Annotated in this window: 20 protein-coding genes; 11 read left to right on the top strand and 9 right to left on the bottom strand. The window is 65.3% G+C overall.

Annotated features, from left to right (window positions below):
• Nucleotides 1-13 precede the first annotated feature (13 nt).
• Nucleotides 14-1,234: a glutamate 5-kinase gene (proB, locus tag ACKN61_RS15465; protein WP_408950284.1), complete on the top strand. Its 1,221-nt coding sequence runs from the start codon at nt 14-16 to the stop codon at nt 1,232-1,234.
• Nucleotides 1,231-2,514 carry a glutamate-5-semialdehyde dehydrogenase gene (locus ACKN61_RS15460; protein ID WP_408950283.1) on the top strand — a complete coding sequence of 428 codons (1,284 nt, stop codon included), beginning with the start codon at nt 1,231-1,233 and terminating at the stop codon, nt 2,512-2,514. The genes proB and ACKN61_RS15460 overlap by 4 nt, the downstream gene beginning before the upstream one ends.
• A gap of 472 nt (nt 2,515-2,986) precedes the next feature.
• On the opposite strand, the gene ACKN61_RS15455 is transcribed toward ACKN61_RS15460, so the two are convergent.
• On the bottom strand, nt 2,987-3,817 hold the full coding sequence (locus ACKN61_RS15455) for a S1 family peptidase (protein ID WP_408950282.1): 831 nt from the start codon (nt 3,815-3,817) through the stop codon (nt 2,987-2,989).
• Nucleotides 3,818-4,127: 310 nt separating this feature from the next.
• On the opposite strand from ACKN61_RS15455, the gene ACKN61_RS15450 reads away from it, so the two are divergent.
• The gene (locus ACKN61_RS15450; protein ID WP_408950281.1) at nt 4,128-6,401 is read left to right on the top strand and encodes a CocE/NonD family hydrolase; all 2,274 of its coding nucleotides are present in this window, start codon (nt 4,128-4,130) and stop codon (nt 6,399-6,401) included.
• A gap of 260 nt (nt 6,402-6,661) precedes the next feature.
• On the opposite strand, the gene ACKN61_RS15445 is transcribed toward ACKN61_RS15450, so the two are convergent.
• Entirely contained in the window at nt 6,662-7,243 is a 582-nt protein-coding gene (locus ACKN61_RS15445) for a TetR/AcrR family transcriptional regulator (RefSeq protein WP_408950280.1), read from the bottom strand.
• Between the two features lie 214 nt (nt 7,244-7,457).
• On the opposite strand from ACKN61_RS15445, the gene ACKN61_RS15440 reads away from it, so the two are divergent.
• On the top strand, nt 7,458-8,246 hold the full coding sequence (locus tag ACKN61_RS15440; protein ID WP_223620630.1) for an SDR family oxidoreductase: 789 nt from the start codon (nt 7,458-7,460) through the stop codon (nt 8,244-8,246).
• A 128-nt stretch (nt 8,247-8,374) separates the two neighbouring features.
• A complete protein-coding gene (locus ACKN61_RS15435) occupies nt 8,375-9,376 on the top strand; it encodes an NADP-dependent oxidoreductase (RefSeq protein WP_408950279.1) in 1,002 nt (333 codons plus the stop codon).
• Between the two features lie 56 nt (nt 9,377-9,432).
• On the opposite strand, the gene ACKN61_RS15430 is transcribed toward ACKN61_RS15435, so the two are convergent.
• Nucleotides 9,433-10,368: a LysR family transcriptional regulator gene (locus tag ACKN61_RS15430; RefSeq protein WP_408950278.1), complete on the bottom strand. Its 936-nt coding sequence runs from the start codon at nt 10,366-10,368 to the stop codon at nt 9,433-9,435.
• A gap of 99 nt (nt 10,369-10,467) precedes the next feature.
• Here ACKN61_RS15430 and ACKN61_RS15425 point away from each other — a divergent pair, with 99 nt between their 5' ends.
• From ACKN61_RS15425 to ACKN61_RS15415, 3 genes are all read left to right on the top strand, one after another.
• On the top strand, nt 10,468-10,797 hold the full coding sequence (locus ACKN61_RS15425) for a nuclear transport factor 2 family protein (RefSeq protein WP_408950277.1): 330 nt from the start codon (nt 10,468-10,470) through the stop codon (nt 10,795-10,797).
• A complete protein-coding gene (locus ACKN61_RS15420) occupies nt 10,794-11,576 on the top strand; it encodes an SDR family oxidoreductase (RefSeq protein ID WP_408950276.1) in 783 nt (260 codons plus the stop codon). Before ACKN61_RS15425 ends, ACKN61_RS15420 begins: the two co-directional genes overlap by 4 nt.
• A gap of 242 nt (nt 11,577-11,818) precedes the next feature.
• Complete coding sequence (locus ACKN61_RS15415) at nt 11,819-12,616, top strand: alpha/beta fold hydrolase (protein ID WP_408950275.1); 798 nt, start codon at nt 11,819-11,821, stop codon at nt 12,614-12,616.
• A gap of 140 nt (nt 12,617-12,756) precedes the next feature.
• On the opposite strand, the gene ACKN61_RS15410 is transcribed toward ACKN61_RS15415, so the two are convergent.
• The 3 genes from ACKN61_RS15410 to ACKN61_RS15400 all read right to left on the bottom strand — a co-directional run bounded on the left by ACKN61_RS15410 (nt 12,757) and on the right by ACKN61_RS15400 (nt 15,522).
• Nucleotides 12,757-14,136 (bottom strand): XVIPCD domain-containing protein, encoded by a 1,380-nt coding sequence (locus ACKN61_RS15410; protein ID WP_408950274.1) that lies wholly within the window; start codon nt 14,134-14,136, stop codon nt 12,757-12,759.
• 6 nt (nt 14,137-14,142) lie between these two features.
• A complete protein-coding gene (locus ACKN61_RS15405; protein WP_408950273.1) occupies nt 14,143-14,778 on the bottom strand; it encodes a hypothetical protein in 636 nt (211 codons plus the stop codon).
• A gap of 132 nt (nt 14,779-14,910) precedes the next feature.
• Nucleotides 14,911-15,522, bottom strand: coding sequence for a hypothetical protein (locus ACKN61_RS15400; RefSeq protein ID WP_408950272.1), 612 nt, complete (start codon nt 15,520-15,522; stop codon nt 14,911-14,913).
• An 855-nt stretch (nt 15,523-16,377) separates the two neighbouring features.
• Between ACKN61_RS15400 and ACKN61_RS15395 the strand changes: the two genes are divergently transcribed.
• Both ACKN61_RS15395 and ACKN61_RS15390 read left to right on the top strand, forming a co-directional pair.
• The gene (locus tag ACKN61_RS15395; RefSeq protein WP_408950271.1) at nt 16,378-16,917 is read left to right on the top strand and encodes a hypothetical protein; all 540 of its coding nucleotides are present in this window, start codon (nt 16,378-16,380) and stop codon (nt 16,915-16,917) included.
• Nucleotides 16,918-17,004: 87 nt separating this feature from the next.
• Nucleotides 17,005-17,628, top strand: coding sequence for a tyrosine-type recombinase/integrase (locus ACKN61_RS15390; RefSeq protein WP_408950270.1), 624 nt, complete (start codon nt 17,005-17,007; stop codon nt 17,626-17,628).
• Nucleotides 17,629-17,827: 199 nt separating this feature from the next.
• On the opposite strand, the gene ACKN61_RS15385 is transcribed toward ACKN61_RS15390, so the two are convergent.
• Nucleotides 17,828-21,115 carry a DEAD/DEAH box helicase gene (locus tag ACKN61_RS15385; RefSeq protein WP_408950269.1) on the bottom strand — a complete coding sequence of 1,096 codons (3,288 nt, stop codon included), beginning with the start codon at nt 21,113-21,115 and terminating at the stop codon, nt 17,828-17,830.
• A 572-nt stretch (nt 21,116-21,687) separates the two neighbouring features.
• On the opposite strand from ACKN61_RS15385, the gene ACKN61_RS15380 reads away from it, so the two are divergent.
• Nucleotides 21,688-21,972 carry a hypothetical protein gene (locus ACKN61_RS15380; RefSeq protein WP_408950268.1) on the top strand — a complete coding sequence of 95 codons (285 nt, stop codon included), beginning with the start codon at nt 21,688-21,690 and terminating at the stop codon, nt 21,970-21,972.
• A gap of 163 nt (nt 21,973-22,135) precedes the next feature.
• Here the strand turns inward: ACKN61_RS15380 and pgaD are convergent, their stop codons facing one another.
• Nucleotides 22,136-23,323 (bottom strand): poly-beta-1,6-N-acetyl-D-glucosamine biosynthesis protein PgaD, encoded by a 1,188-nt coding sequence (gene pgaD, locus ACKN61_RS15375; RefSeq protein ID WP_408950267.1) that lies wholly within the window; start codon nt 23,321-23,323, stop codon nt 22,136-22,138.
• Nucleotides 23,320-24,579: a poly-beta-1,6-N-acetyl-D-glucosamine synthase gene (pgaC, locus tag ACKN61_RS15370; RefSeq protein ID WP_408950266.1), complete on the bottom strand. Its 1,260-nt coding sequence runs from the start codon at nt 24,577-24,579 to the stop codon at nt 23,320-23,322. The genes pgaD and pgaC overlap by 4 nt, the downstream gene beginning before the upstream one ends.
• Nucleotides 24,580-24,635 lie beyond the last annotated feature (56 nt).

The following is a 24,635-nucleotide window of genomic DNA, read 5'->3' as shown; positions in this document are numbered from 1 at the left end:
TCAGGGAACTGAAGTGAGTTCATCGGACTTTCCCGCGCAATTGTTGCCGAACTGGCGTCGCGCTGTGCTCAAGGTCGGCAGCAGTCTGCTGGCCGGTTTCGCCGACCAGGCCGGCGGCGGGCTCGACCCGCGCTATGCCGCCGCGCTGGCGCGCTTCATCGCCGAAGCGCGCGCGCAACAACGCGAAGTGGTGCTGGTGTCGTCCGGCGCAGTCGCCGCCGGGCGCAGCCGCATCGAGGCCGGCGGCAACGGCCTGGTGTTGCGGCAGGCCTTGGCCTCGCTGGGCCAGGCCTCGCTGATCGCGTTCTGGCAGGGCCTGTCGCCGGTGCCGGTGGCGCAGGTGTTGCTGACCCACGACGACCTGCGCAATCGCCGCCGCTATCTCAATGCGCGCGCTTCGTTGCGCGAGCTGCTACGGCTCGGCGCGCTGCCGGTCATCAACGAGAACGACACCGTCGCCGTCGACGAATTGAAACTCGGCGACAACGACAACCTCGCTGCCGCCGTCGCCTCGCTGGTCGACGCCGACCTGCTGCTGATCGCGACCGACATCGGCGGCCTTTACAGCGGCCATCCGCAGCGCGACCCGACGGCGCGGCCGATTGCGCAGGTCGCCGTGGTCACCCCGGAACTGCTCGACGCCGCCAGCGGCGGCGCCGGCACGCTCGGCACCGGTGGCATGCGCACCAAGCTCGAAGCCGCGGCCAAGGCCGCCACCGCCGGCATCGCCACCGCCTTGTTCTGCGGCCGCGATGCCGAAGTGGTCGCCGCGCTCGGCGAAGGCCGCTTGCACGGCACCCTGGTGGCGGCGCGCAGCGACCGTTTGCGTGCGCGCAAGCAGTGGCTGCGGCATGCGCCGGCCAGCGGCTGCCTGCGCATCGACGCCGGCGCGGCGACGGCCCTGCACGATCGCGGCGCCTCGTTGTTGCCGGGCGGAGTGGTCGCGGCCGAAGGCGAGTTCCGCCGCGGCGACGTGGTCGAGCTGCGCAGCGTCGGCGATGCCGCCGCGGTGCTCGGGCGCGGTCTGGTCCAGTACAACGCCGGCGAGGTGCGCCGGATCGCCGGCCGCCACAGCCGCGATATCGAAGCGCTGATCGGTTTCCGCTACGGCGAATCGGTAGTGCATCGCGACGACCTGGTGCTGCTCGATCGCGCCAGCGCGCCGTCCCAGAGTTCCAATGGCGACGCCGGTCCCGGCGCCGTCACCGAGTTGCCCAAGGAAGTCTTGCCATGAGCGGTTATGTCCGGGCCCTGGCCCAACAGGCGCGCGACGCCTCCGTCGTCCTCGCCGCGCTCGACGGCGCCGCGCGCCGCTGCCTGATCGAGGCGATGGCGGCGCAGCTCGACGCTTCCAGCGACCGCATCCTCGCCGCGAACGCCGAAGACCTCGGCCGCGGCGAAGCGGCCGGCCTGAGCGCGGCGATGCTCGACCGCCTGCGTCTCGACCCGTCGCGCCTGGCCGCGATTGCCGCTGCGTTGCGCGAAGTGGCGGCGCAGGCCGACCCGCTCGGCGAAATCACCCGTCGCGAAACCCGGCCGAATGGCCTGGTGATCGAACGCCAACGCGTGCCGCTGGGCTTGATCGCGATGATCTACGAGGCGCGCCCCAACGTCACCGCCGATGCCGCCGCGCTGTGCCTGAAGGCCGGCAACGCGGTATTGCTGCGCGGCGGCTCGGAAGCGCGCGCCAGCAACGCCGCCATCGCCGCCTGCCTGCATGCGGCCTTGCGCGAGCAGGGCCTGCCGGCCGCGGCGGTGTCGCTGATCGAAGACCCGGCGCGCGAGCACGTGCTCGAACTGCTGCAGCTGTCGGACCTGGTCGACCTGGCGATTCCGCGCGGCGGCGAGGGGCTGATCCGTTTCGTCGCCGAACACGCCCGGGTGCCGGTCATCAAGCACTACAAGGGCGTGTGCCATCTCTACGTCGACCGCGCCGCCGACCTCGACCTCGCACTGGGCCTGCTGATCGACGGCAAGGCCTCGCGGCCGGGCGTCTGCAACGCACTGGAAACGCTTCTGGTGCATGGCGACATCGCCGCCGATTTCGTCCCGCGCACGCTCGCCGCGCTGGCCGGGCGCGGGGTGCAGGTGCGCGGTTGTGAGCGCACGCGTGCGCTCGCAGCGAACCTGCCGGCCGGCACGGTACAGCCCGCCGACGAGGGCGACTACGCCGCCGAATACCTCGACCTGATCATCGCCGCGAAAGTGGTCGATGGGCTGGACGAAGCGCTCGCGCACATCGCCCGCTTCGGTTCCGATCACACCGAGGTCATTGCGACCGAAGACGCCGCGACCGCCGAAGCCTTCGTCCGCGGCACCCGTAGTTCGGCGGTGATGGTCAACGCCTCCTCGCGCTTCAACGACGGCGGCCAACTCGGCCTCGGCGCCGAGATCGGTATTTCCACCACGCGTCTGCATGCCTACGGCCCGATGGGCGTGGAGTCGCTGACCATCGAGCGTTTCGTCGTGCGCGGAGCAGGGCAGGTGAGGCACCCCGAGTCGCAGAATCGCTGACCCCGCGCGCAGCTACCTGGGCTCCCTGTAGGAGCAACGCAAGTCGCGACCGCGGGGTTTCCAGCTTGCGCCGCAGGCCAGGATTCGCGGTCGCGGCTTGCGCCGCTCCTACACAGAGCGATTTACCTACATCCGAAAACCGCGCAGCGGTCTGGGCCCTTGTAGGAGCGACGTAAGTCGCGACCGCAGGCTTCCCAGCTCGCGCCGCACGCCTGGATTCGCGGCCGCGGCTCACGCCGCTCCTACAGGAAGCGATTCACCGGCCGTCCTATCTCCGCCGGCTTTTCATTCCAAAAAACCGCGCAGCCGTCTGGGTACCCTGTAGGAGCGACGTAAGTCGCGACCGCGGGCTTCCCAGTTTGCGCCGTGCGCCCGGATTCGCAGTCGCGGCTCACGCCGCTCCTACAGGGAGCGATTCACCTGCATCAGGCAGCGATCCACCGGCATTCTTATCCTCGTCGCCAGCGCCGCTTCAACGCCCGGCGGATTTCCCGGAATCCCCGCCCGACGCCGTCGTCTCTTCGATCCAGTCTGCGTAGTTCCCCAACCGCACGCCGTAACTGGTCTCGCCGTATCGCCCCGGGCGCAGTTCGGTGCCCTCGACCAAGCCACGCTTCCAGGCCGTTACGCCTGCGACCTGCCATTGCTTGTCCACCGCGACCAGGATCGGCCCGCCGCTGTCCCCGCTACCGGTCGAGGCCTCCAGGGGCAGCGCCTTCGGCGGTGCGTCGAAGGTGTAGCCGATCCAGCGGGTTTCCTCGATGCCGATCCGGTTGTAGCCCTGGCGCAGGGCGGTCCGGTTCGGTCCGTGCAGCGAATGGCCTTTCGAACCCGTCCCCGTGGCGCCGCGCCCCACGATCCGAACGACCTTGCCCAATGCCGAGCCGTGGTAGATGCGCGCGGGTGCGACATCGCGCACCGGCTCGGCAAGCTCGATCAGGGCGATGTCGTCGGAGGTAGCGGCGAACGCGAAGAAAGCCTCCCAATCGCCCGATTTCAGCGCGGCGTCGATCATCGCCTGAGGCGGCTGCTTATAACCCGGATGGACGACGATGCGGCGTACCGCACGCGGCGTGCCGCCGACGACCACCGCATCCACGGCCTGCTGCCAGGCGACGGCATGGGCGGCGGTAACGACCCACTGCGGCGCGATCAGCACCCCATGGCCCTCGCCAGGCAGGTCCGCCAGCGCCGGGAATTCGGAGACCGCCATCCGATAGCGCAAATCCGGGACATCGTCGCGAACGACGATCGCGTCGGCACCGAACGATGCCAGGAGAAGCAGCAGGGCGGCAGTACGCATGCGCAACATCCATTGTCGGGAGCCGCCATTGTCGGGTTCGAGGCGCGAGATTGGCTAGATGGCGGCCCCGGGACATTCAGTCGCAGCCCGCCCCTGTAGGAGCGGCGCAAGCCGCGACCGCGGGCTTTCCAGTTCGCGCCGCAGGCAGGAATCCCCGGTCGCGGCTCACGCCGCTCCTACAGCAAGCAAGCCGGCGTAATCGTCCGCTCGTTCCCGGCGGTGTCGGTTATGCGACGATTCCGCCGCTGGCGCCATCCAGTCAGGGATACATGCACGCCTGGGAGGGCAAATGCTGCGATCGATCATTCTCATGTCGGCCATCGCCGCCGTCGGCCTGTGCGGTTCCGTTGCGCGCGCGGCCGAAACCGCCGCGTCCTACGCGCTGCCCGCCATCGTCGCCGACGATGCGAAGCGCCTGGACGCCGCCATGCCGTCGCTGGCCCGGCAACTGCTCGCCGACTACCGCGACCCCGACCGCAGCCGCGACCTCAACCAACGCTTCCGCCTGCAACTGGTGGCCGGCGACTACGCTGCGGCCGAGCGCAGCCTCGACGAACTCGCCGCCACCGCCACCCAGGGCCCGGTGCCGGTGCGGCTCAACCTCGCCCAATACCGGTTGTACGCCCGCGCCAAGGCGCTGCAGGCGGGGCAGGGGTTGAGCTTCGAGCAGGCCCTGCCGCGCGCCTTCGCCGAACTGATCGCGACGATGGACGACCGCAGCGCCGCGGTGGCCATGCGCGTGCTCAACTTCGAGACCGCCGAGCGGCCGCGGCAGCAGCGCGCGCTGGCCGATGCCTTGGCGCCGCTGCACAAACAGCCCACGCTGGACCGCAACGCCGCGCTGGCCTTGCTGCGCAGCTACCAGGTCGAACGCAGCTACGCGGCGTTGGCGCCGCACTTGCCGGCGCTGATCGCCGCGGACGACGCGCGCCGCTACCTGATCCAACGCGATGTCGCGGTGACCACGCCCGACGGCGCCACCGTCTGCGCGCTGATCGTGCGCCAGCGCAACGCGCCCGAGCGCCTGCCGACCCTGCTGAACTTCACCATCTACGCCGACCCGGTCCCCACCTTCAACGAAGCGCGCCGCTCGGCCTCGCACGGCTATGCCGGCGTGATCGGCAACAGCCGCGGCAAGGGTTGCAGCCCCGACCGCCCGACGCCCTACGAACACGACGGCGACGATGCCGCGGCGCTGATCGACTGGATCGCCGTGCAACCGTGGAGCGACGGCCGCGTCGGCATGTACGGCGGCAGCTACGAGGGTTTCACCCAATGGGCCACGGCCAAGCGCCGCCCGAAGGCCCTGAAAGCACTGATGCCCTCGGTGACCGGCGCGCCCGGCCTCGACGTGCCGATGGAAGGCGGCATCTTCTACGGCTTCCAGTACTACTGGCCGTTCTACGTGACCAACAACCGTCAGGTCGACAACGCGCCGCTGCAGGATTACCCGCGCTGGAACCGCATGCACCGCCAGTGGTACCTCAGCGGGCGCCCGTACCGCGAACTGCCGCAGATCGACGGCACGCCGAATCCGATCTACCTGCGCTGGCTCTCGCACCCGGACTACGACGCCTACTGGCAATCGATGATCCCCTACCGCGACGAATTCGCCGCGTTGGACCTGAAGGTGCTGACCACCACCGGCTACTACGACGGCGCCCAGATCGGCGCGCTGTACTACCTGCAACAGCACTATCGCTACCGCCCGCAGGCCGAGCACTACCTGGTGATCGGCCCCTACAACCACGTCAGCGGCCAACGCGGCACCGTGGCCACCGGCACCGACCTGCGCGGCTACACGCTCGACCCGCAAGCGCAGATCGACCTGGGCGAACTGCGCTACCAATGGTTCGACTACGTGTTCAAAGGCGCGCCCAAGCCCGCGCTATTGGCCGACCGCATCAACTACCAGGTGATGGGCGCCAACGAGTGGAAGCACGCGCCCTCGCTGGCGGCGATGGCGCAGCGGCGCCAACGCTTCTACCTCGGCGCCGCCGGTAGCGACGGCCGCCACGCCTTCGCCGCGCAGCCGGTCGCGGCCGACAGCTACGCCGAACAGACCATCGACCTGCGCGACCGCAGCGACGCCGACCGCATCGTCCCGGGCGGCGCCATCGTCGATCGCGAACTCGACACCGCCGAAAGCCTGGTGTTCGTCAGCGAACCCTTCAAAGAGGCCGAGGAATTCAGCGGCCTGTTCTCCGGCCGGCTGGAAATCGAAACCAACAAGCGCGACTTCGACTTCAACATCTCGCTGTACGAACAACTGCCCGACCAGCGCTATTTCGAACTCTCGCGCTACCAATCGCGCGCCAGCTACGTCGGCGACGTCAGCCGCCGGCAACTGTTGCAACCCGACCATCGCACCGTGCTCGACTTCGAAGCCGGCCGCGCCACCAGCAAGCGCATGCAGCCCGGCAGCCGGCTGGTGGCGGTGGTGAGCGTGCTGCGCAATCCGCAGCAGGAGATCAACTACGGCAGTGGCAAGGCAGTGGCGGGGGAGAGCGTCGCCGATGCCGGCGAACCGGTGCGGGTGCGCTGGTATGGCGGCAGCTATCTGGAGATTCCGTTGAGCCGTTGAACCCGATGCACAAGACAGCGGCCCGCTGTCGCGCGAGCTGGAGTTAGCGGCAGGCGCTTCGCTCGCCGCAACTCGCCGCAGATAGTTCCGGCCGATGCGACGGCATGCGTCTGCTTTCGGTGATGAGCGGACACCTGCCAAGGCATAGGGCAAGGAGGCATAAGACGCATGGGCGGTCTGTTCGACCTGTCTGAGCCGTCAAACCGCTTGGCGATGCATGCGAGCTCGCGGTGAACCTCTAACGATCCCGGAAGGGCTGCCTAGATAAGCCCTTCGTCCGACAGCTGCGCAAAGAGCCGCGCCCGACAGACCTCCAGGATTTCGTCCGCCAGCGGCGCATCGTCGGGGCAGGACCTCGACAGCACCACCGCGCCGATGGTCTGCGCCATCAGGGCGATTCGGCGCGCGCGCGTCTCGCTGTTCGCGTCGTCGACCGGCCGCCCCGCTTGGCGGGCCGGAGCCGCCAGCTGGCGCTCGATACCGGCGGCAAAGGCCGCCTTGACCGATTCCGGCTGACGCGCGGCATCCGCACATAGCGCGGCCAGCGTGCAGCCGTCGCCCGGCTTGTCCCGATGCTCTCGGGAGAGGTAAAGCTCGACGAAGTCCTTCAGATCGACGCCCGCCGCGACGTCCGCAGACTGCGCTAAACCGCAGCTCGCCGCTTCCGCCATCAGATCGGTCTTCGAGCCGAAATGCTTGTAGAAGCCGCCGTGGGTAAAGCCGGCGGCCGCCATCAGGTCCGCTACGCCCACGCCGTCGTAGCCCCGTTCCCTGAACAGGGTGGACGCGGTTTCGACGATGCGCGCCCGGTTTGCCTGCGCTTGTGCCTTGGTGACCTTCATTGCCGATGTCTCTGAATGTCCTGCCTGCCAACGGCAGCGGCGCATTTTACCATATAGATGATGTTCATCATCAAACTATTGACATTAAAGATTACGGTCATCATCATTGTGGCCGTCACCAGGCAGGGACCAGGAAACGAACGTCATTCCCGGCTCACTGGCCCGATACGTCGCACCTCCCATGCCCCCCATCAAAATTCCAGAGAAACGCACCATGACCACACGCCCTGCCGTCCTCATCACCGGTGCCTCCAGCGGCATCGGCGCCGTCTATGCCGAGCGCTTCGCACGGCGCGGCCACGACCTCGTGCTGGTCGCACGCGACCAGGCACGACTGGAAGCGCTGGCAGCTCGCCTGCGCCAGGAAACCGCCGTCGCGGTCGAGGTGCTGCCGGCCGATCTCACCCAGCACGATGAACTGGCCACCATCGAAGCACGCCTGCGCGACGACGCCCGCATCGGCATCCTCATCAACAACGCGGGCATCGCCCAGTCCGGCGGTTTCATCGATCAATCGGCCGACAGCATCGAACGACTGGTGACGTTGAACACGACCGCGCTGACCCGCCTGGCCGTCGCCGCCTCCGCCCGAATGGTCGCTGCAGGCGAAGGCGCGATCGTGAACATCGGCTCGGTAGTCGGCCTGGCGCCGGAGCTCGGCATGGCCGTATACGGCGCGACCAAGGCCTTCGTGCTGTTCCTGTCCCAAGGAATGAGCCTGGAGCTCGCGCCCAAGGGCGTCTACGTGCAAGCGGTTCTGCCTGCCGCCACGCGCACCGAGATATGGGAGCGCGCCGGCATCGACATCAACACGCTGCCCGAGGTGATGGACACGGGCGAACTGGTCGATGCGGCCCTGGTCGGCTTCGATCGCCGCGAGGCCGTCACCATTCCGCCACTGCATGTTGCCGCACGCTGGGACACCCTGGATGCCACGCGTCAGGCCCTGCTCACGGACATCCGGCAGGCACAGGCCGCGGAGCGCTATCGCACCGCCGTCTGAGGCGGTAGTAGGGCAAACCGCACCTTGTGTGACCCGGCCAGGCTCGACACACGCCCGGCGTCGGACACGACCTCAACGGGTCGATCGACGTCGGCGGCTTGGCCGAACCACCCACCCAGAGACACGACATGAAAGCCTTCATCATCGACCGGTACAGCAAGCAAGAAACCGGCCGCATCGGCGACATGCCCGAGCCGGACCTGCGGGACGATGATGTCCTGATCCAGGTTCACGCCGCAGGCGTCAACCCGTTGGACTCCAAGATCAGGAGCGGCGAGTTCAAGCTGATTCTTCCCTATCGCTTCCCGCTGATTCTGGGCAACGAAGTCGCCGGTACGGTCGTGCGCATCGGCGCGCGCGTGCACCAGTTCAAACCGGGCGACGAAGTCTATGCACGCCCCGACGATGATCGCATCGGCGGCTTCGCCGAGTTCATCGCCGTCAAGGCCTCGTCGCTGGCGCTCAAGCCCGCCAACCTCAGCATGGTCGAGGCTGCCTCCCTTCCGCTGGTGGCCCTGACGTCCTGGCAGGTGCTGGTCGAAACCGCCAAGCTGAAAAGAGGGCAGAAGGTGCTGATTCACGCCGGTTCCGGCGGCGTGGGCAGCATTGCCATCCAGCTTGCCAAGCACCTGGGCGCCTTCGTCGCCACGACCACGAGTACGGCCAATATCGCCTGGGTGAAGGCCTTGGGCGCGGACGTCGTAATAGATTACAAGCGGCAGGATTTCGCCACCGTGCTTCACGACTACGACGTGGTGCTGAACAGTCTGGGCAACGACGAACTGAACAAATCCCTGCAGGTTCTCAAGCCCGGCGGGCATCTCATTTCCATTTCCGGGCCGCCCACGCCGGCGTTTGCCGCCGCGCGAGGACTGGCCTGGCCGATCAAGCTGGTGTCGCGCCTATTGAGCCGTGGCATCCGCAACAAGGCCAAGCGGAAGAATGTCGAGTACACCTTCGTTTTCATGCGCGCCGACGGGGCGCAATTGGCTGAGATCACGCATCTCGTCGAATCAGGCGCGATCCACCCCGTCGTCGACAGGGTATTTACGTTCGAAGATACGCACGAGGCTTTGGCCTACGCAGACGGCGGGCGCGCCAAGGGCAAGGTGCTGGTGAAAATCAGGTAGCTCGCGCGCAGATCGATGCGCAGGCCTCGGTAGTGTCGGCACTGCCGCCGGATCGGTCAGGGGCTGGTTCCTGACGTCGACGGGCCCTCGCTGCCGAAATCGCGATCGAGCAGGCAGTCGATGAACGCGCGGAGTGCGGGAAGAAGGTAACGCCTGCTGGAGTAGTAGAGGTACAAGCCGGGGACCGTCGGCGACCAATCGCTAAGGACACGCTTCAAACGCCCGTCCTGCAACGCCTGCGCAATGCCATCGTCGTTGTAGGCATAGAGGATGCCCAGGCCCTGAAGCGCGGCGGGCACGACGATGTCTTGATGGTTGGAAGTCACGGTGCCCTCACCGAAAAATTCGACCGCTTTCCCCTTCTTCTTGAACTCCCACCCTGCCACCTTGCCGCTGCCCGGGAAACGCCAGTTGATGCAGGCGTGATGGCTCAGGTCGGCGGGTGTCTTGGGCTCGCCGCATCTGGCGAGATAGTCGGGCGAAGCCACGGCCAGCAGTTCGATGTCCGGGGTAAGTCGGACCGCGATCATGTCCTTCTGCAGGCGGCCGCCCACGCGGATGCCTGCATCGAATCCTTCGCCCGCGATATCGCTCAAGCCATCGTCGATCACGATGTCGAGCGCTACATCGGGATGCGCCTTGGCGAAACGACCCAGTCGCGGCGCGATCACCTTCTTCGCTGCCATGCTGAGGGTGTTGATCCGCAGGGTCCCCGCGGCACGCGCACTCGTACCCACGGCCTGCGCAACGGCCTCGTCCATGTCGCGGAGCATCGGGGCGATGCGCTCATGCAATCGGCGGCCCGGCTCGGTCGGCGAGACGCTGCGCGTCGTCCGATTCAGCAGACGAACACCCAAGCGCGATTCCAACTGGCGGACGATCTGGCTGAGGGCCGACCGGGACAGTCCCAGGTGATCGGCGGCCCGGGCGAAGCTGGCCCGGTCGACGACGGCCACGAAGGCCTTGAGTTCCGCAAATTCAGAGCCACGCATTGTGCACTGATCTCTACATAGCCTGATCAGATAGTAGGTGATTCTCTTATCTATGAGAACGGGCCAACCTTGCTCCGTGGACCCAACCGGAGCATTGCAATGAACGATCTGAACCTGCCCGAGCCGATCGCGGCCTACTTCCATGCCGACACCCAGGACGCGCAAGCGGTGGCCCGCTGCTTCACCACAGACGGGCTGGTGCGGGACGAGGGCAAGACCCACTCGGGCTTCGCTGCGATCGCAGCCTGGAAGACCGACTCGTCCGCCAAGTACACCTATACCGCCAAGCCCCACACGCTGGAGAAGCAGGAGCGCACCTACATCGTGACGGCGCGCGTCGCCGGCAACTTCCCCGGCAGCCCGGTGGACCTGCGCTATGGCTTCACCCTGGAGCGCGGCAAGATCGCCACGCTGGAGATCGCGCCGTGAGCTTCGACCTGCAGTTGGCCGGCAAGCGCGTCCTGGTGACAGGCGGCTCGCGCGGTGTGGGCGCTGCCGTCGTCGAACGGTTGTCCCAGCTCGGCGCGCATATCGTGGCGACTGCGCGCTCGCAGCCGGATCGGCCCATCGACGATGTGCACTATATGGCGGCCGACCTGGCCACGGCCGAAGGCGCTCGCCAAGCGGCGGAGGCGGCACTGCGCCATCTCGGCGGCGTGGATGCCCTGATCAACGTGGTAGGGGGATCGTCGGCGCCGGCGGGCGGGTTCGCCGCCCTGGACGATGCGGAGTGGGCGAAGGCGCTCGATCTGAATCTGATGTCGGCCGTGCGACTGGATCGCGCCTTGCTGCCCGCGATGATCGCGCAAGGATCGGGTGTGATCCTGCATGTCACCTCGATCCAGCGCACGCTGCCGCTGCCGGACGCCACGACCGCGTATGCCGCTGCCAAGGCGGCGTTGTCGACCTACAGCAAGGCGCTGTCCAAGGAAGTCACGCCGAAGGGCGTGCGCGTGGTTCGTGTCTCGCCGGGCTGGATCGAGACGGAGGCTTCGGTCGCGTTGGTCGAGCGCGTCGCGGCCCATGCGGGCACGGACTACGAAGGCGGCAAGCAATTGGTCATGAAGGAGCTGGGCGGGATTCCGTTGGGGCGCCCGGCCAGGCCGGGTGAAGTGGCCGACCTTATCGCGTTCCTGGTCTCTCCCCGGGCCGCGTCGATCTCGGGGACGGAATACACGATCGACGGCGGAACCGTGCCGACGGTGTAACCGCCCCGGCCGGCCGCATCGGTGCGTCCCGGTTCCCGGCTGTTTCGCGAGAGCACGCCTTCCCGCTGACTCGCCCCTCGATCCGGGCAGGTTCTCGTTCGCGGCTGATAAATACGTTCGGTCAAGTTATCAGGACGTTCGGTCACCGATGGTCCGGGCTCGCCCCGCAAAGTAGCCCTGCCGGCCAATGCCGCAGATCGAACCACCACCACCACCACCACCCACCGCCCGAGGCCACGTCCATGCTCAAGCTCATCCCCGCAGTGCTCGCCGCCGCTCTGGCGGCCACCATCTCGCCCTTCGCCCAGGCCCGCGATGCCGCAGCCCCCGCAGCCCCCGATGGCGGGCAGGTGAAGAATGTCGTTCTGGTGCACGGCGCCTTCGCCGACGGCTCAGGCTGGCGCCCGGTCTACGATGAGCTGACCGCGCGCGGCTATCGCGTGTCGATCGTGCAGAACCCGTTGACCTCGCTCGCCGATGACGTGAAGGCCACACAGCGCGTGCTCGACCGCCAGGACGGCCCCACCATTCTCGTCGGGCATTCCTGGGGCGGCACGGTCATCACCGAAGCCGGCGTCCACGACAAGGTGGCGGGCTTGGTCTATGTCTCCGCACTCGCGCCGGATGCCGGCGAAACCACCGCGCAGCAATACGCCGGTTTCGCACCCACGCCGGAGTTCGTCATCGAAACCGGCAGCGACGGTTACGGCTTCATCAGCCCCGCCAAGTTCAAGGCAGGTTTCGCCCACGACACCAGCGATGCCGACGCAGCGTTTCTGCGCGACTCGCAGGTGCCGATCAACATGTCGGTGTTCGGGACCAAGCTGACGCAGGCCGCCTGGCGCACGAAGCCCAGTTGGGCCGTGATCGCCACCGACGACAAAGCGTTCGACCAAGCCATGCTCATCCATATGGCCGAGCGCATCGAAGCGCGCATCACCAAGGTCGCCGCCAGCCATGCGGTCTTCATGACCCAGCCCAAAGTGGTCGCCGACACGATCGATCGCGCGGCAAAGGAAACGGCGCGCTCGACCAAGTAAGCGCCACCGCAACATGCCCGGCGCCGACACACCGCGCCGCGTCCGGCGGATCGGCCGGACGGCGCCGAGCAATAGAGGCGGACATCGTCTGGATGTCCGCTTCGGGCCGGAAGCGGAGGCTGCTTCCACCGCTGCGCCGGCTAATGCTGCATCCGCGGCCCACCCTGAGCCTGCCCGTCCATCCCCTGTGTCTGCTGTGCGCTCTCTCGCAGCGAGCGTTGCTCGGCTGCCTGAGTCTCGCGCATGGCCTGCGCCTGTTCGTAGCGCTCGGGCGCGGGCACGGACAGCGCCTGAGCGACCGGCATGTGCGCATAGTTGGCCGCCGGGTCGGGAGAGGCGCCGCGGCCGTCCCGGTACACGAACAGCACGTCGCCCGCCGCATTCTGCGCGGTGGGGCGGTTCAGCGTGACCTTGACGTCGTCGCCAGGGCCGAACCGATTGGCGACCGCCAGCGAAAGCGCGCTGGCGCTCATGCGCTCGCTCTGCTCGTCCCAGGGCTTGCCGATACTTTGCTCAAGGCTTCGCACGCTGCCCCGGATCCTCTCCAACAGCGGATGATCCGGGTGGCTGGGGTCGTTGGCGTTGGGCGTAGCAGGGCGCTCCGCAGGCGGCGCCGGCTTGTCCGGCCCGCGGCTGGTATCGATGAAGTCGGGCGGCACGGTCACCTGCGCGCCGAGTGCTTGGGCATTGATCCTGATCTCAGGAAAGTCGCGCCCGGGATGTGCGGCCTGTGCGATGGCTTCCTGGCGGTAAATTTCTCCGAAGGCCCAGTCGATGTTGCGGGCGGGGTAGCCTGGGTTACGGTCGTAAAACTCCTTCGCCATCGTCTCCAGGCTCTTGTCCGTGTCCATCTGTAGATCGGACTTGATGTGCAGGCCCGATTGGGCAACGTAGTGCGTGGGATCTCCGTTGATCTCATCGATGTAGTTGGAAGCGCCACCATCGGCTTCATACACGTCGGCCAGTGTCGACTCAGGGTTCTCATGCCGCACCTGAGCTGCAATGGTGTTGAACCCTGCGATTTCAGCCCGCGCCTCTCTTGCGCGCGTTCCCTCGTTGTATTCCTTCACCGGAGCGGTAAAGTCATGCGGCGATGGGCCGTTCGCGATCGCAGCGACCTGCTCCCGGAATCGCTGTCCCAACTGCAAATTCTCGTTGCGGGACACTGCATGGTCGATCTCATGACCGGCGGTGTAGCGAATCAGGTTGACGTTGTCTTTGAGCACTTCAGGCGCGAGGCTCGGAGCGGCGTCGCTTAATTGCTCGATCGACAGTCGCATGACGCGATTGACGTAGTCGTAACTGCCGTTGAATCTCGGATCCGGCTCGGCTTCTATCGCGACCAGATGCCCTTTCTCTACCGCGGCCAGGAACTGTGCTTTGAGCCCCGGGGTGCTGTCGAGGACGCCGCGAAAAATCTCCCCTGGGTTCAGATCGTCTGTTTCGCCTTGTCGCTCGAACTCAGTCAGCATCGCATCGAGCTTTTGTCTTGCCTCTAACTCTTCCTGAAGTGTTGCCATTTCCGATCATCCTTGAGGGGCCACAGCCGCGACGAATACTCTGGAAACACACAGCTTCTCGTCGAGAGGTGTTGTCTTCCCGTGGAGCTCAATACGCACATGGACCTTCTTCGTTCTGAAGATCCTGTATTCCGTGCCTCCCCGCCGAGGGCGCTCAGACGCTTCGAATCCTGCGGCAATGAGGGGGGATTGGTAGTGCTCCAGACCAACGCATACGCGAGTCATATCGGCGTAGCCGTCGCCGGTGCGCCTCATGTTGAGCAGGACGGCATGGGGTTCCTGTCCGGGCGTGGTTTTAACCGAAGACAGCGAGTACCGCCAACCTTCAGACAGTGTTCCGACAGCGTGGAAATTGTTGGGAGTCTCGGGGGCAAGCCCCAGGTCGAGACCAATGCGCTTCTCGATGTTCGGCCCGGATAAGTCACGGGCGTCGTTCACACTCAAGATCCAGGCCAGGAGCCTGTCGTGGAGCTGTTGTGCGCTAAGGGAGTCGTTGATGGCGGACGATGCCGATTCCGTCATGGCGGCCTTCTCCTGAACCGAAGTGGGGCCCGCGGTCGTGGTGGCGCACGCACAGGCAGCGAGCACGCAGACCAGCGGGGCCAGTCTCGTTGCCAGGAGGTGAGAATCGAGCTTGGGCATTTACGTCTCCATGTGTGCCGCGGTTAGCGTCCGGCGCACTCGTGGCCTGATCCTGGAAGAGTGGCCGTCAAGGGTCAAGGCGTCGAGCTTTTGCCTTGCTTCCAATTCTTCCTGAAGTATTGCCATGCTTGATCATCCTGGAGGGGGCGCGGCAGAGACGAACAATCTAGAAACACATCGTTGCTCGTCGTAGCGCTTTGTCTTCCCGTGGGTTTCGACGCGTACAGAGACCTTTTTAGTACGGAAGAACCTGTATTCCGTGCCCAGCCGCTGCGGGCGCTGCGACGGTTTGAATCCGGCGGCGATGAGGGCGGACCGGTAATGCTCCAACTCGACACACACAGGCGTCATATCGGCGTAGCTGTCGCTGATACGCCCCATACTGAACAGAACGGAGTGAGGGCTCGGTCCGGGCACAGTCTTTACTGACGATAACGAGTAGCGCCACCCTTCGGGCAGAGCCCCGACGCCGCGGAAACCGTTTGGCTGCTCCGAGTCAGGCCCGAGATCAAGGCCGGTGCGCTTCTCGATATTCCGCTCGGATAGGTCTCGGGCGTCGTTCACGCTCAGAATCCAGGCCCGGATTCTGTCATGGAGTTGTTGCGCGCTAAGCGAGTCGTTGATGGCGGCTTTGCCTTGAGCTGAAGTAGGGCCCGCGGTTTTGGCGGCACACGCACAGATAGCGAACACGCAGACTAGTGACGCTAGTTTCGCCGCTAAGAGATGAGAGTCGAGCTTCGGCATTTACGTCTCCATGTATGCCGCGGGTTAGCGTCTGAACTGCCGGTGCACTCGCGGCTAATCCTGGAAGAGCACCCGTCACGGGTCAAGCAAAAGTGGCGCCGATGACGCCAGGATATGACTAGTATCTCAGCGCGCACCTGCGTTGAGTGGCGCTCAACTGCGCTGCCGCAACTATGGGTATCGCATCGTGCTCGGTGGCGGCATCGTCGACCGCGAACTAGACGCCGCCGAAGGCGTCTTCTTTGTCAGCTAATCCATCGCCGAAGCCGGGGAATTCAGCGGCCTGATCTCCGGCCGCTTGGAGGTCGAAACCGACAAGCGCAACTTTGACTTCAACATTTCGCTCTACGAGCAACTACCCGACCAGGCTACTTCGAAATCTGACGCTACCAATCGCGCGCCAGCTACGTTGACGACCTCAGCCACAGGCAACTGCTGCAGCCCGACCGCCGCACCGTTCTGCACTTGGAAGCTGGCCGCGCCACCAGTAAGCAGGTGCAGCCCGGCAGCTGATTGGTGGCAGTGGTGAGCGTGCTGCATAATCCGCAGCAGGAGATCACCACGGCAGCGGCAAAGCGGTGGCAGGTGAGAGCATCGCGGATGCGGGCGAGGCGGCGCAGGTGTGGTGGAATGGCGGCAGCTACCTGAAAATTCCGCTGAGCAGTTAAAACCGGCAGCGCCGAGTATTGGCAGAGGACCGAGTTCGGCGGTGCATTACAACGCCTCAGGCATGGCCGATAGACGTCCGCTATCGGCCAGGAGCGGACACCGGCACGGCGCGGGATGGTGGTCCTCCTCGGTTATTCTTTTCAAGACAAGTGGAGGGGGCTTATGCGGCAAGGAACGGTCGTAGTCTTGAGTCTGGTGTTGTTGGCTGCGGCGTGTGGCAGGCAGCAGGCCCAGTCCGTGGAGGAGAGCTTGCGCGAAGCTAGAAGTGCGCACCCCGATGACGCCATCGCCGCCTCGAACGCGGGCAATGCAAGGGCACGGGAAATTGCCTCGGAACTCTTGGGAAGCACATCCGACAAGCACGAAGGCGCGGCCATTATTTTCCTCGGCTTCCACACAAAGTACGCGGAATCACTGCCAAAGGCTTGTTCTGCCGTAGGTGCTCCAATAGGCAAGCTCGCAACAAGGTTCGCGGAGTTGAACAAGGACTCTTACGATATTGCCTTGGCGTTCCCCAGCGCTACTGCAACATTGGAACGAAACAGATCGAGTATCGATCGCGCCGCCCAGGACGAACTCGCTCGCATGGCGGCGTCTTGGCAAGTGGATGACCGGGCTGCCTGCCAGTTCCTTGAGGACAATTTTGAGGAGTTTGCGAAGAACGCAAGCTTTGCAGCGGTGAATCCGCGGGCACAGCAGCTATTGAATCAGCTGCAACGTCGATGATGAATTCGAATGTCCGCCATGGGTCGCATCACGCCCGTCTGGCACCCGTGAGAGAACCATCCCATCCCCTTCCAATAGGAGATGGTCATGGCAAGCCTTTACACATCACAACCCCGTGAGCCCTGGAACAAGGGAAAGCTAATCGGCCAGAAGGCTCCCCTCAAGCTCAAGGACATCTGGGCGATCCGGGTCCGGCTGCAGCTACGCAACAAGGTCCGTGACTTGGCGCTGTTCAACCTGGCGATCGATTCCAAACTCCGTGCCTGCGATCTCGTCAGACTCCGGGTTTCTGACGTGTCCCATAGCGGACTCATGGCCTCCCGGGCCATGGTGATGCAGCAGAAAACCGGGCGGCCGGTCCAGTTCGAGATCACAGCGATGACCCGTGAAGCAGTCCAGGCTTGGGTCCAGAAAGCCGACCTGAATCCCTCGGACTTCCTCTTCACCAGCCGGGTCACCGGCTCGCCTCACCTGTCGACGAGGCAGTACGCCAGGATCGTCCATCGATGGGGCGAAGATGCCGGGTTGGAGACAGGATCCTATGGGACGCACACGATGCGCAGGACCAAGGCGTCGCTCATCTACCGGCGCACTCGGAATCTCAGAGCTGTCCAGCTACTCCTAGGTCACACAAAGCTGGAGAGCACTGTGCGGTACCTCGGGATCGAAGTAGATGACGCCTTGGAGATCGCCGAGCAGACGGATGTCTGATTTGTAGTGCTGCTCCTCGGCCTGGAAAGGTCGAGGAGCGGCCATAAGCGGACGTTTGACGGTGCTCGTCTAATCGATGTCAACGCATCAAGTGCCAATAGGTGGCCATATTGAGCTCGCGCGGGTTGGCCTTAACCCAGGCCAAAACATCCAACGAAAGCCAAACGCGCCGGCTCACGGCGCGGACTCAGCTGCCAAGCTAGGGCGAGAGAATCACGCGAAATTGTGCCTCGGTGGTCTTGCGAAGGAACAGTTCGGTGGTGGCCAGTAAGCGCAGGCAGTCATCCGTGATCGTTTGCACCGACGCGCCCGGCTGCACGAGCACAATTTCGAACAGAAGTTGCGCGCGCCGCGACTTTTCCTTCAAGGCCGACAGCAGGCCCACGTCGCCCTTGAGAAAGCGCGAAGCCCCTTCCCTGGCCCACGTTTCGTGGCGTCGCTTTAGATCCAAGTACAACTGCCCGATGCCCTTGTGCCGAGCCGTGATGTTCTTCTGGGCTTGGCCGCAGACCGTGTAAAAGTTTCGAATGTCCTGCGAGACCACGCCACGGTGAGCGCCCTTGCAGTGAACTAGGCACAACTTTACCGATCCTTCGTCCACATCCTTGAAGCAAACCAAGTCCGCGGCTTCGCCGTGGCCGTCATCGTTAATTACGACGTCAAACTCGGCTTGGAGACGTTCATAGACGCGGTATTGAATCGTGTCCCGGTGACGTTCCCGGTGCATCGACTCTCGATTGAGCGGGATGCCAGTCCAGTCCCAGCCTTCCAACCGGTCGCGATCAAAAACGCCTGCATTGATCTGCGTGGCGATGTGGTAGCAGTTGTACGAGTAAGAGCCATCGGCATAGCGCACCACGAGTGGGTCGCGAACTAGCAAGTCTTCCAGATCGACAGCCGCCGCTCGGCCTCGCTTGAACTGCAGTCTGGGTCCACTGACCCAGGCGTGTACGTAGCCATTTTGGAGCTCCGGGGAGATTGTTTGCCGGTACTCAGACGCCGCGCCGTCGGTTGAGAACCGGATGACGATGGCGCCGTCGTCCGAAAACTCAGCGATATCGAGGCCGACCAAGGCTAACGGAACTTCTAAGTTATCGAACAGCAACGTCTGGCGTTCAAAAGATTGGACCTGCGCCTGCTCGCCCCACTGCACGGCAATTGGCGGCGAAGCGTAGGCACCTGCCATCTTCGTCGGGCGTAGAAAGCCGCGGACGATATTAGCTTCCTCGGCGCCTCCATGCGCTACCTTGCTCCAGGCGCGCGCCGTCCAAGCCATCCACTCGGACACCGGTCCGTGCCGCACCTGCCAAATCTTGCCGCGGCGCTTGGTGCCGCCCCAGATGACCCGCTCGCCCTCCTCATAACCGAGGCAGGCGATATTGTTGAGCTCGGCCTCGGCCTTTTCGATATCTGCCAGGCCGTCGGTGACGTTAGGGCCAAAATATGAGGTGAAGCTGATTGCGCCTGCGCGCGAGGAGCCCAGGCTCTTGGCGAGCGGCAACTCCACGTTGTTGAGGATGCGAAAGATCGGGTCACCGGTCACAAGCGTGGTGCGATCGTCGGTCACCGCCACCGCGACCTGCTCGGCACGCAGGGCGGTGTAGTCGCTTGCGTAGACGCAAAGCACTCCTTGTGCCTGATCCCATCGCATCACCAACAAGTCATACACCGTGTCCTGGACATCCTGGTAGTTGCCCCAGTTGACCTCCGCGTCCCGGCAGACAACGGCCACGAGCACGCCCTCGTCCTCGTTGAAGGCATACCAACTCTTGGCCCGAGGCGGCAACGCCGCCTTGTATTCCGTCGGTGCCCAGGTGGCGCATTGGGTGCGATAGAACTGAGTGGAGAACGCTGGGCGCAAGTTCCAGAGCGAAAGCCGCGCGGCCAGGTCACCTTCCTCGCGCAGGCCCTGAACCACTTGCTGCAATCGCACTTCGGTGGCGATGCGCTCTTCGCTCAGCCGTCGGATGATGCGATCCCAGTCGGCGCCTTCGGCGTACAACCGGGCCAGTTTGGTCTCCAATTCCTGGTCGGCGATGTTCGCGACCGCCGTCGCCTCGCCCAGCGGCTGGCCGGCGTCGGTTCGGGTGAAGCGTCCAATGAACTGCAGCGTGATCGCCAGCGACTTGTGCACGTCGTGCAAGGCCGCGACTTTCAGGTTCGCGTAGTCGAACCCCTCGCCCAACATGTCCACGCACACGATGACCCGCGTGCCGGCGGGGCCTCCCGCGCGTAGGGCAGCCAGCGCCTCGGCGTTGGCCTGCCGACGGCCAGGACCGGAATAGACCACGACGGGATTGAGCTCCGGCGCCAACTGCCGGTACAGCACTCCCAGGGCTTCGGCGCGTTGGCGAGTATGGGCGCGCGCCAGGAGCCGATGGTCGCGTCCCTGAGCGAGGTCGTCGCGCAATGCCGCGATCGCGGCGTCGGCAATTGCCCGATCACGTGCGGTCTGATCACCATACTCCTCCACGGTGCGCAGGTTGATGGGGGAATACAAGCCGTCGTCCTGGGCGTCGCCGAGCTTGTAGTTGAAGATTATTTTCCCCCCAACGCGCTTACCGTCCTGGCGAAAGGGTGTGGCGGTGAACTGCAAAACGCGCTTGCTGGAAAAGCGCTGCCGGACCGTATCCCAGCTCTTGGCGCTGACGTGGTGCGCTTCGTCCACGATCAGGTCGGTGCACGCCTCGGACAGGGCGTCCGCAGCCTCCGGCGTGCAGGCAGCCAGCGAATTGGGCAGCGCCACGATGACGTTGGACTCGGCAGCCAAGGCACGAGCTTCCTCTGCGGTGGCGATGCCCTTGCGCAGCAAGGCCACGCGCGGACACGCGACCTCCCAAGGTACGACCTCCGCCTGCTGTAGCACGCCCAAGCTTAGGAACTTGCGGCCGATCTGGACCCTCAGGACTTCGCTGGGGACCAACACCAGGCTTCGGGTGACTTGGCGATACACCTGCACCGCCAACATGGTTTCGGTCTTGCCCGCGCCCGTCGGCAGCACAACAGTCGCCGGTTCGAACTCCTTGCCCACCGCGAAATGGCCGGCGATCGCATGCAGCGCGCCAAGCTGCGGCGATCGCAGCCCACGCGCAGGGGGATCGCTCTGTTGCGCGCGAAAAGCGAACTGGCCCTGCCAGCTGCGGACGACCGCTTCAGGCGTACTTGCCCAGTCGTCTAAGGCCCCCTTGTCCCACGATAGGTGGTCGACTGCATCCGGCCAAGCGCTGGCGTCGGTTGGCTCGTCAGAGCGCAGCACGCCCGCTTCGGGGGCCCGTCGTCGGGCGCTTTTGCGACGCAAGTACAACCGGTCGAACGGCGCGCGCAGGTCGGTAAGCACCAGATCGTGTCCCGGCACATCCGCGTCGTGTACGGCCGCCTGACAGGTGGCCCCAGCGAAGGGGGCCTGATAGACCACGTTGCCACCGACTGTAACTTTGCGCTCCGGAAGCGGGGGCAGTTGCAACGTTCCTTGCCATTTGAGAGCCATCGAGGTCAGGGCCCGTGCGCCGGCTGGGTCAGTACCCGCAATGCGGAAGGAGATGGCATGTGGACATCCTCTGTATCTGCGTTGACGCCAGTGATCAAGATCAAGATTTTGCCTGGTGGAGCTCATCCTTATTTACGTATCGGAAAGCAAAGCGGACCTACCACCATTGATATTCAGCTATTTAGTCGGACTGAGGCAACGTCCGCTTCGGGTCGAAAGCCGACAACGGCGCCGCCAGTTAACCGGCCAGAATATTCTCGATATAGGGATACGTGGTTTGGCATTGGATTCGGACATGTCTAATTGACAGCCGTTGGCGAACTATGCAAAGTCGCGATTAGGAGCGTCGAAACTCCAACACACATAGCGGTGCCCACCTCCGTCATTTGGTGGGTTTTTCATGCCTGATGTTTAGGTGTGCCGACGCGTGCTTTTGCGTCGGGAGGGCGGCTAATACAACACCCGCAAGGGGAATACGCCCGCCGACTATGTGCGGTTTCGAACCTCCCGACATCCCGCCGGCTGCGCAATGTGCCGTGCGGGTTCCTAGCCTAAGGACAGGAGTGCCGCGTATGCCCCGCAAGCCCGAGTTCACGCCCCCGCTGGAAGGGGTGGTCATGTCCGTTGATGCGTTCGAAGCGCTTTCCGCTTTTCAGCAGGAGTTGCACGGGATCGTGCGGACTCTGCAGCCTGAGGTGTTGGTCGAGATCGGTTATCCCGCGGGGCAGAATCACCGGTTGTTGCGGGAGGTGTTTCAGGCGTTGGCGCGGCGGTTAGACCCGGTGATGGCGGCTTGTGTTTGGGCGGACGCAGGGGAAGGCGGCGGCGGGGCGACGGCGTCGGGAAGTTTGCACTGAGGCGGTGTTGGCCCGGCTCGGTGACGGGTAACGTGTCGGCGCTCGTGCGCCCTCATGCGCCCTTCGGGCACCTTCTCCCGCTTGCGGGAGAAGGGAACGGGCCCGCTTTCGGCTAGCGGGAGAAGGGAAGGCCCAGCCTTCCGCAAGCGGAAGAAGAGGCCGCTCAGCGATCCGGCTTGAACTCCACCGGCACGATCACCACGGCGGCCACTGCTTTGCCTTTGCGCACCGCGGGGGCGAAGCGCCAGGTGCGCACGGTGCGGACGGCGGCGCGGTCGAGTTCGCGGTTGCTGCTGCGTTTGCTGACGTCGACCTTGAGTGGGCGCCCATCGGCGGAGACTTGCACGCGCAAGGTCACCAGGCCGCCTTCGCCGCGGCGCAGTGCGTCGATGGGGTAAGGCGGTTTCGGGCTGCGGCCGGGCAAGGGGCGCGGTTTGGCGTTGGGCGCCAGGGCGCCGGTGTTGCCGCGCGGGCGCGCGGGGGTGGGGCGCATCGCCTCGGCAGCTTGCAGTTGACGCGCATCGCGCACCGCCGATTCGATGCCGGCTGCGGTGCGTTTGCCGATCGCGACCGGGTCGAGCGCAGGCTCGGGCTCTTCGGGCAGGTAGGCCGGGCGGTCCAATCCCGGAGTGCCTTCGATGGTGCGTTTCGGCGCCACGCTCTGGATCTGCCGATAGCCGAATGAGACCACGGCCAACACGCCGACCACGATCGCGACCGAGATCGCCAGCGCGATCATCAGTATCCACGAGCCTTGCGGCGCCATGTCGCGGGCGAAGCGCGGCATCGGCGCCACCGGTGGGAACGGCTGGCTGATCGCGGGTGGGGTCACCGCGGTCAGTGACAACGGCACCGCGTGGTTCGGGTCCATGTGCAGGACGCTGATGCGGCCTTGGTTGAGCGCCTGCGCGACTTCGGCGCTGGCGCCAAGGTGGTTGGCGACTTCGTCCAGGCCGACGGTCGGTTGCGTACCGCGGCGTTCGCCTTTGGCCGTGGCGAAACGCCAGCGGTTGTATTCGGCCCAGATCAGCAGCATCGCCACCACGACCGCCGCTGTCGCCGGCAGCACCAGCATCAGGAACGGGTCGACGCCGTGCTCGCGCAGATACAGTTCGGAGGCGGTGCGGCGGATACCGAGCAGCCACATCACCAGGGTCGCCACCGGTATCCACAGATACAGATAGGCCAGCCAGAACGCGCCGGTGACCACGCCCCACAAGGTGCGCGGCCAGGCATCCTGCGCACCGGGTTTCTGGATCAGGCGCGAGTCGTGCTTGTGCGCGGCCCGCTTGCGCGAGGTGCGTTGGTGGTCGGCGTGTTTCGGCGCCGCCGGAGAGAGTTGGGTGTTCATCGAATCCCCCGGTCCGGGCTGACCCAGGTGGCGCGGGTGCCGCGGCGTTTCGACAAGGCCTTGGGCAGCGCGGCGACGGTGGTGGTGAAGCTGAGCAGCCAGTACGCCATCGGGTACCAGATCATCCAGTAGTAATTGCGCCCGACCCCGGTTTCGTACTGGCGGTCGATGACGATGCTGGCGGCGAACTGCAGCAGGCAGATCAGGGCGAGGATGACGCCGTGCCACGACGGCAGCAGGGTGGTCACGCGCAATTGCTCGGGCAGATCGACGACCAGGCCCAGCGCCCACAGGCCGATGATGAGGGCCATGATGTGGGCCCAGGCCAGGCTCAACACGTACTCGCCGAGCACCGCCCACATCCGCCGGCGGCGCCACGAGAGCAGGTCGCGGCCGTGCCGGATCAACACTTCCACGCCGCCCTGGGCCCAGCGCAAGCGCTGCTTCCACAGGCCGCCGAGGGTCTCGGGCATGAGGATGAAGCACATCGCATTGGGTTCGTAGCGGATGTCCCAGTGGTCCATCTGCAGGCGCCAGCTGATGTCGATGTCTTCGGTGACCATGCTGTCGGACCAGTAGCCGATTCGGTGCAGGGCGCTGCGCCGGAAGGCGCAGATCACGCCCGAGACGGTGAAGATGCGGCCGTAGACGCGCTGGGCGCGCTTGATCATGCCGATGATCGAAGAGAACTCGCCCACCTGCAGGCGGCCGAGCAGGGTCGAGCGATTGCGGATGCGCGGGTTGCCGGTGACCGCGCCGACGCGCGCGCCCGAGCACAGGTGCCAGATCATCCAGTGCATCGCGTATTCGTCGAGCAGGGCGTCGCCGTCGATGCAGACCAGGTAGTCCGAACGCGCCGCCAGGGCGCCCATGCGCATGGCGTTGGCCTTGCCCAGGTTGCGGTCCAGGTGCACCACGCGCAGTTGCGGGTGCGCGGCGGCGAGGCGGTTGAGCTTGTCGCCGGTGTCGTCGCGGCTGCCGTCGTTGATCGCGATCACTTCGAACTGCGGGTAGCGCTGGGCCAGGGCCGCGGCGATGGTTTCGTGGACGTGGTCGCCTTCGTTGTGACAGGGGATCAGGATCGAGGCGAACGGCGCGTTCTCCAGCGGCGGCGGATCGGTGCGCACGCGCGCCTTCCGCTCGCGGCGGAAGTAGTAGTACAGCCCGCCGGAGATCCAGAAGAACGACATCACGATCGGATAAAAGAACGCGAACTGGAACAGCGCGGTGAGCAGCGGATTAGTGACCTGGCTCATGATGGGCTCGATGGCAGCGCGTACAGGCTGGCCGGATGTCGATAGGCGGCGATTGG

Source organism: Lysobacter sp. Hz25, assembly GCF_046097045.1.
Lineage (GTDB): Bacteria > Pseudomonadota > Gammaproteobacteria > Xanthomonadales > Xanthomonadaceae > Lysobacter > Lysobacter antibioticus_B.
Note: the sequence above shows the minus strand (reverse complement) of the source record. Positions and strands in the feature narration are given on the sequence as shown.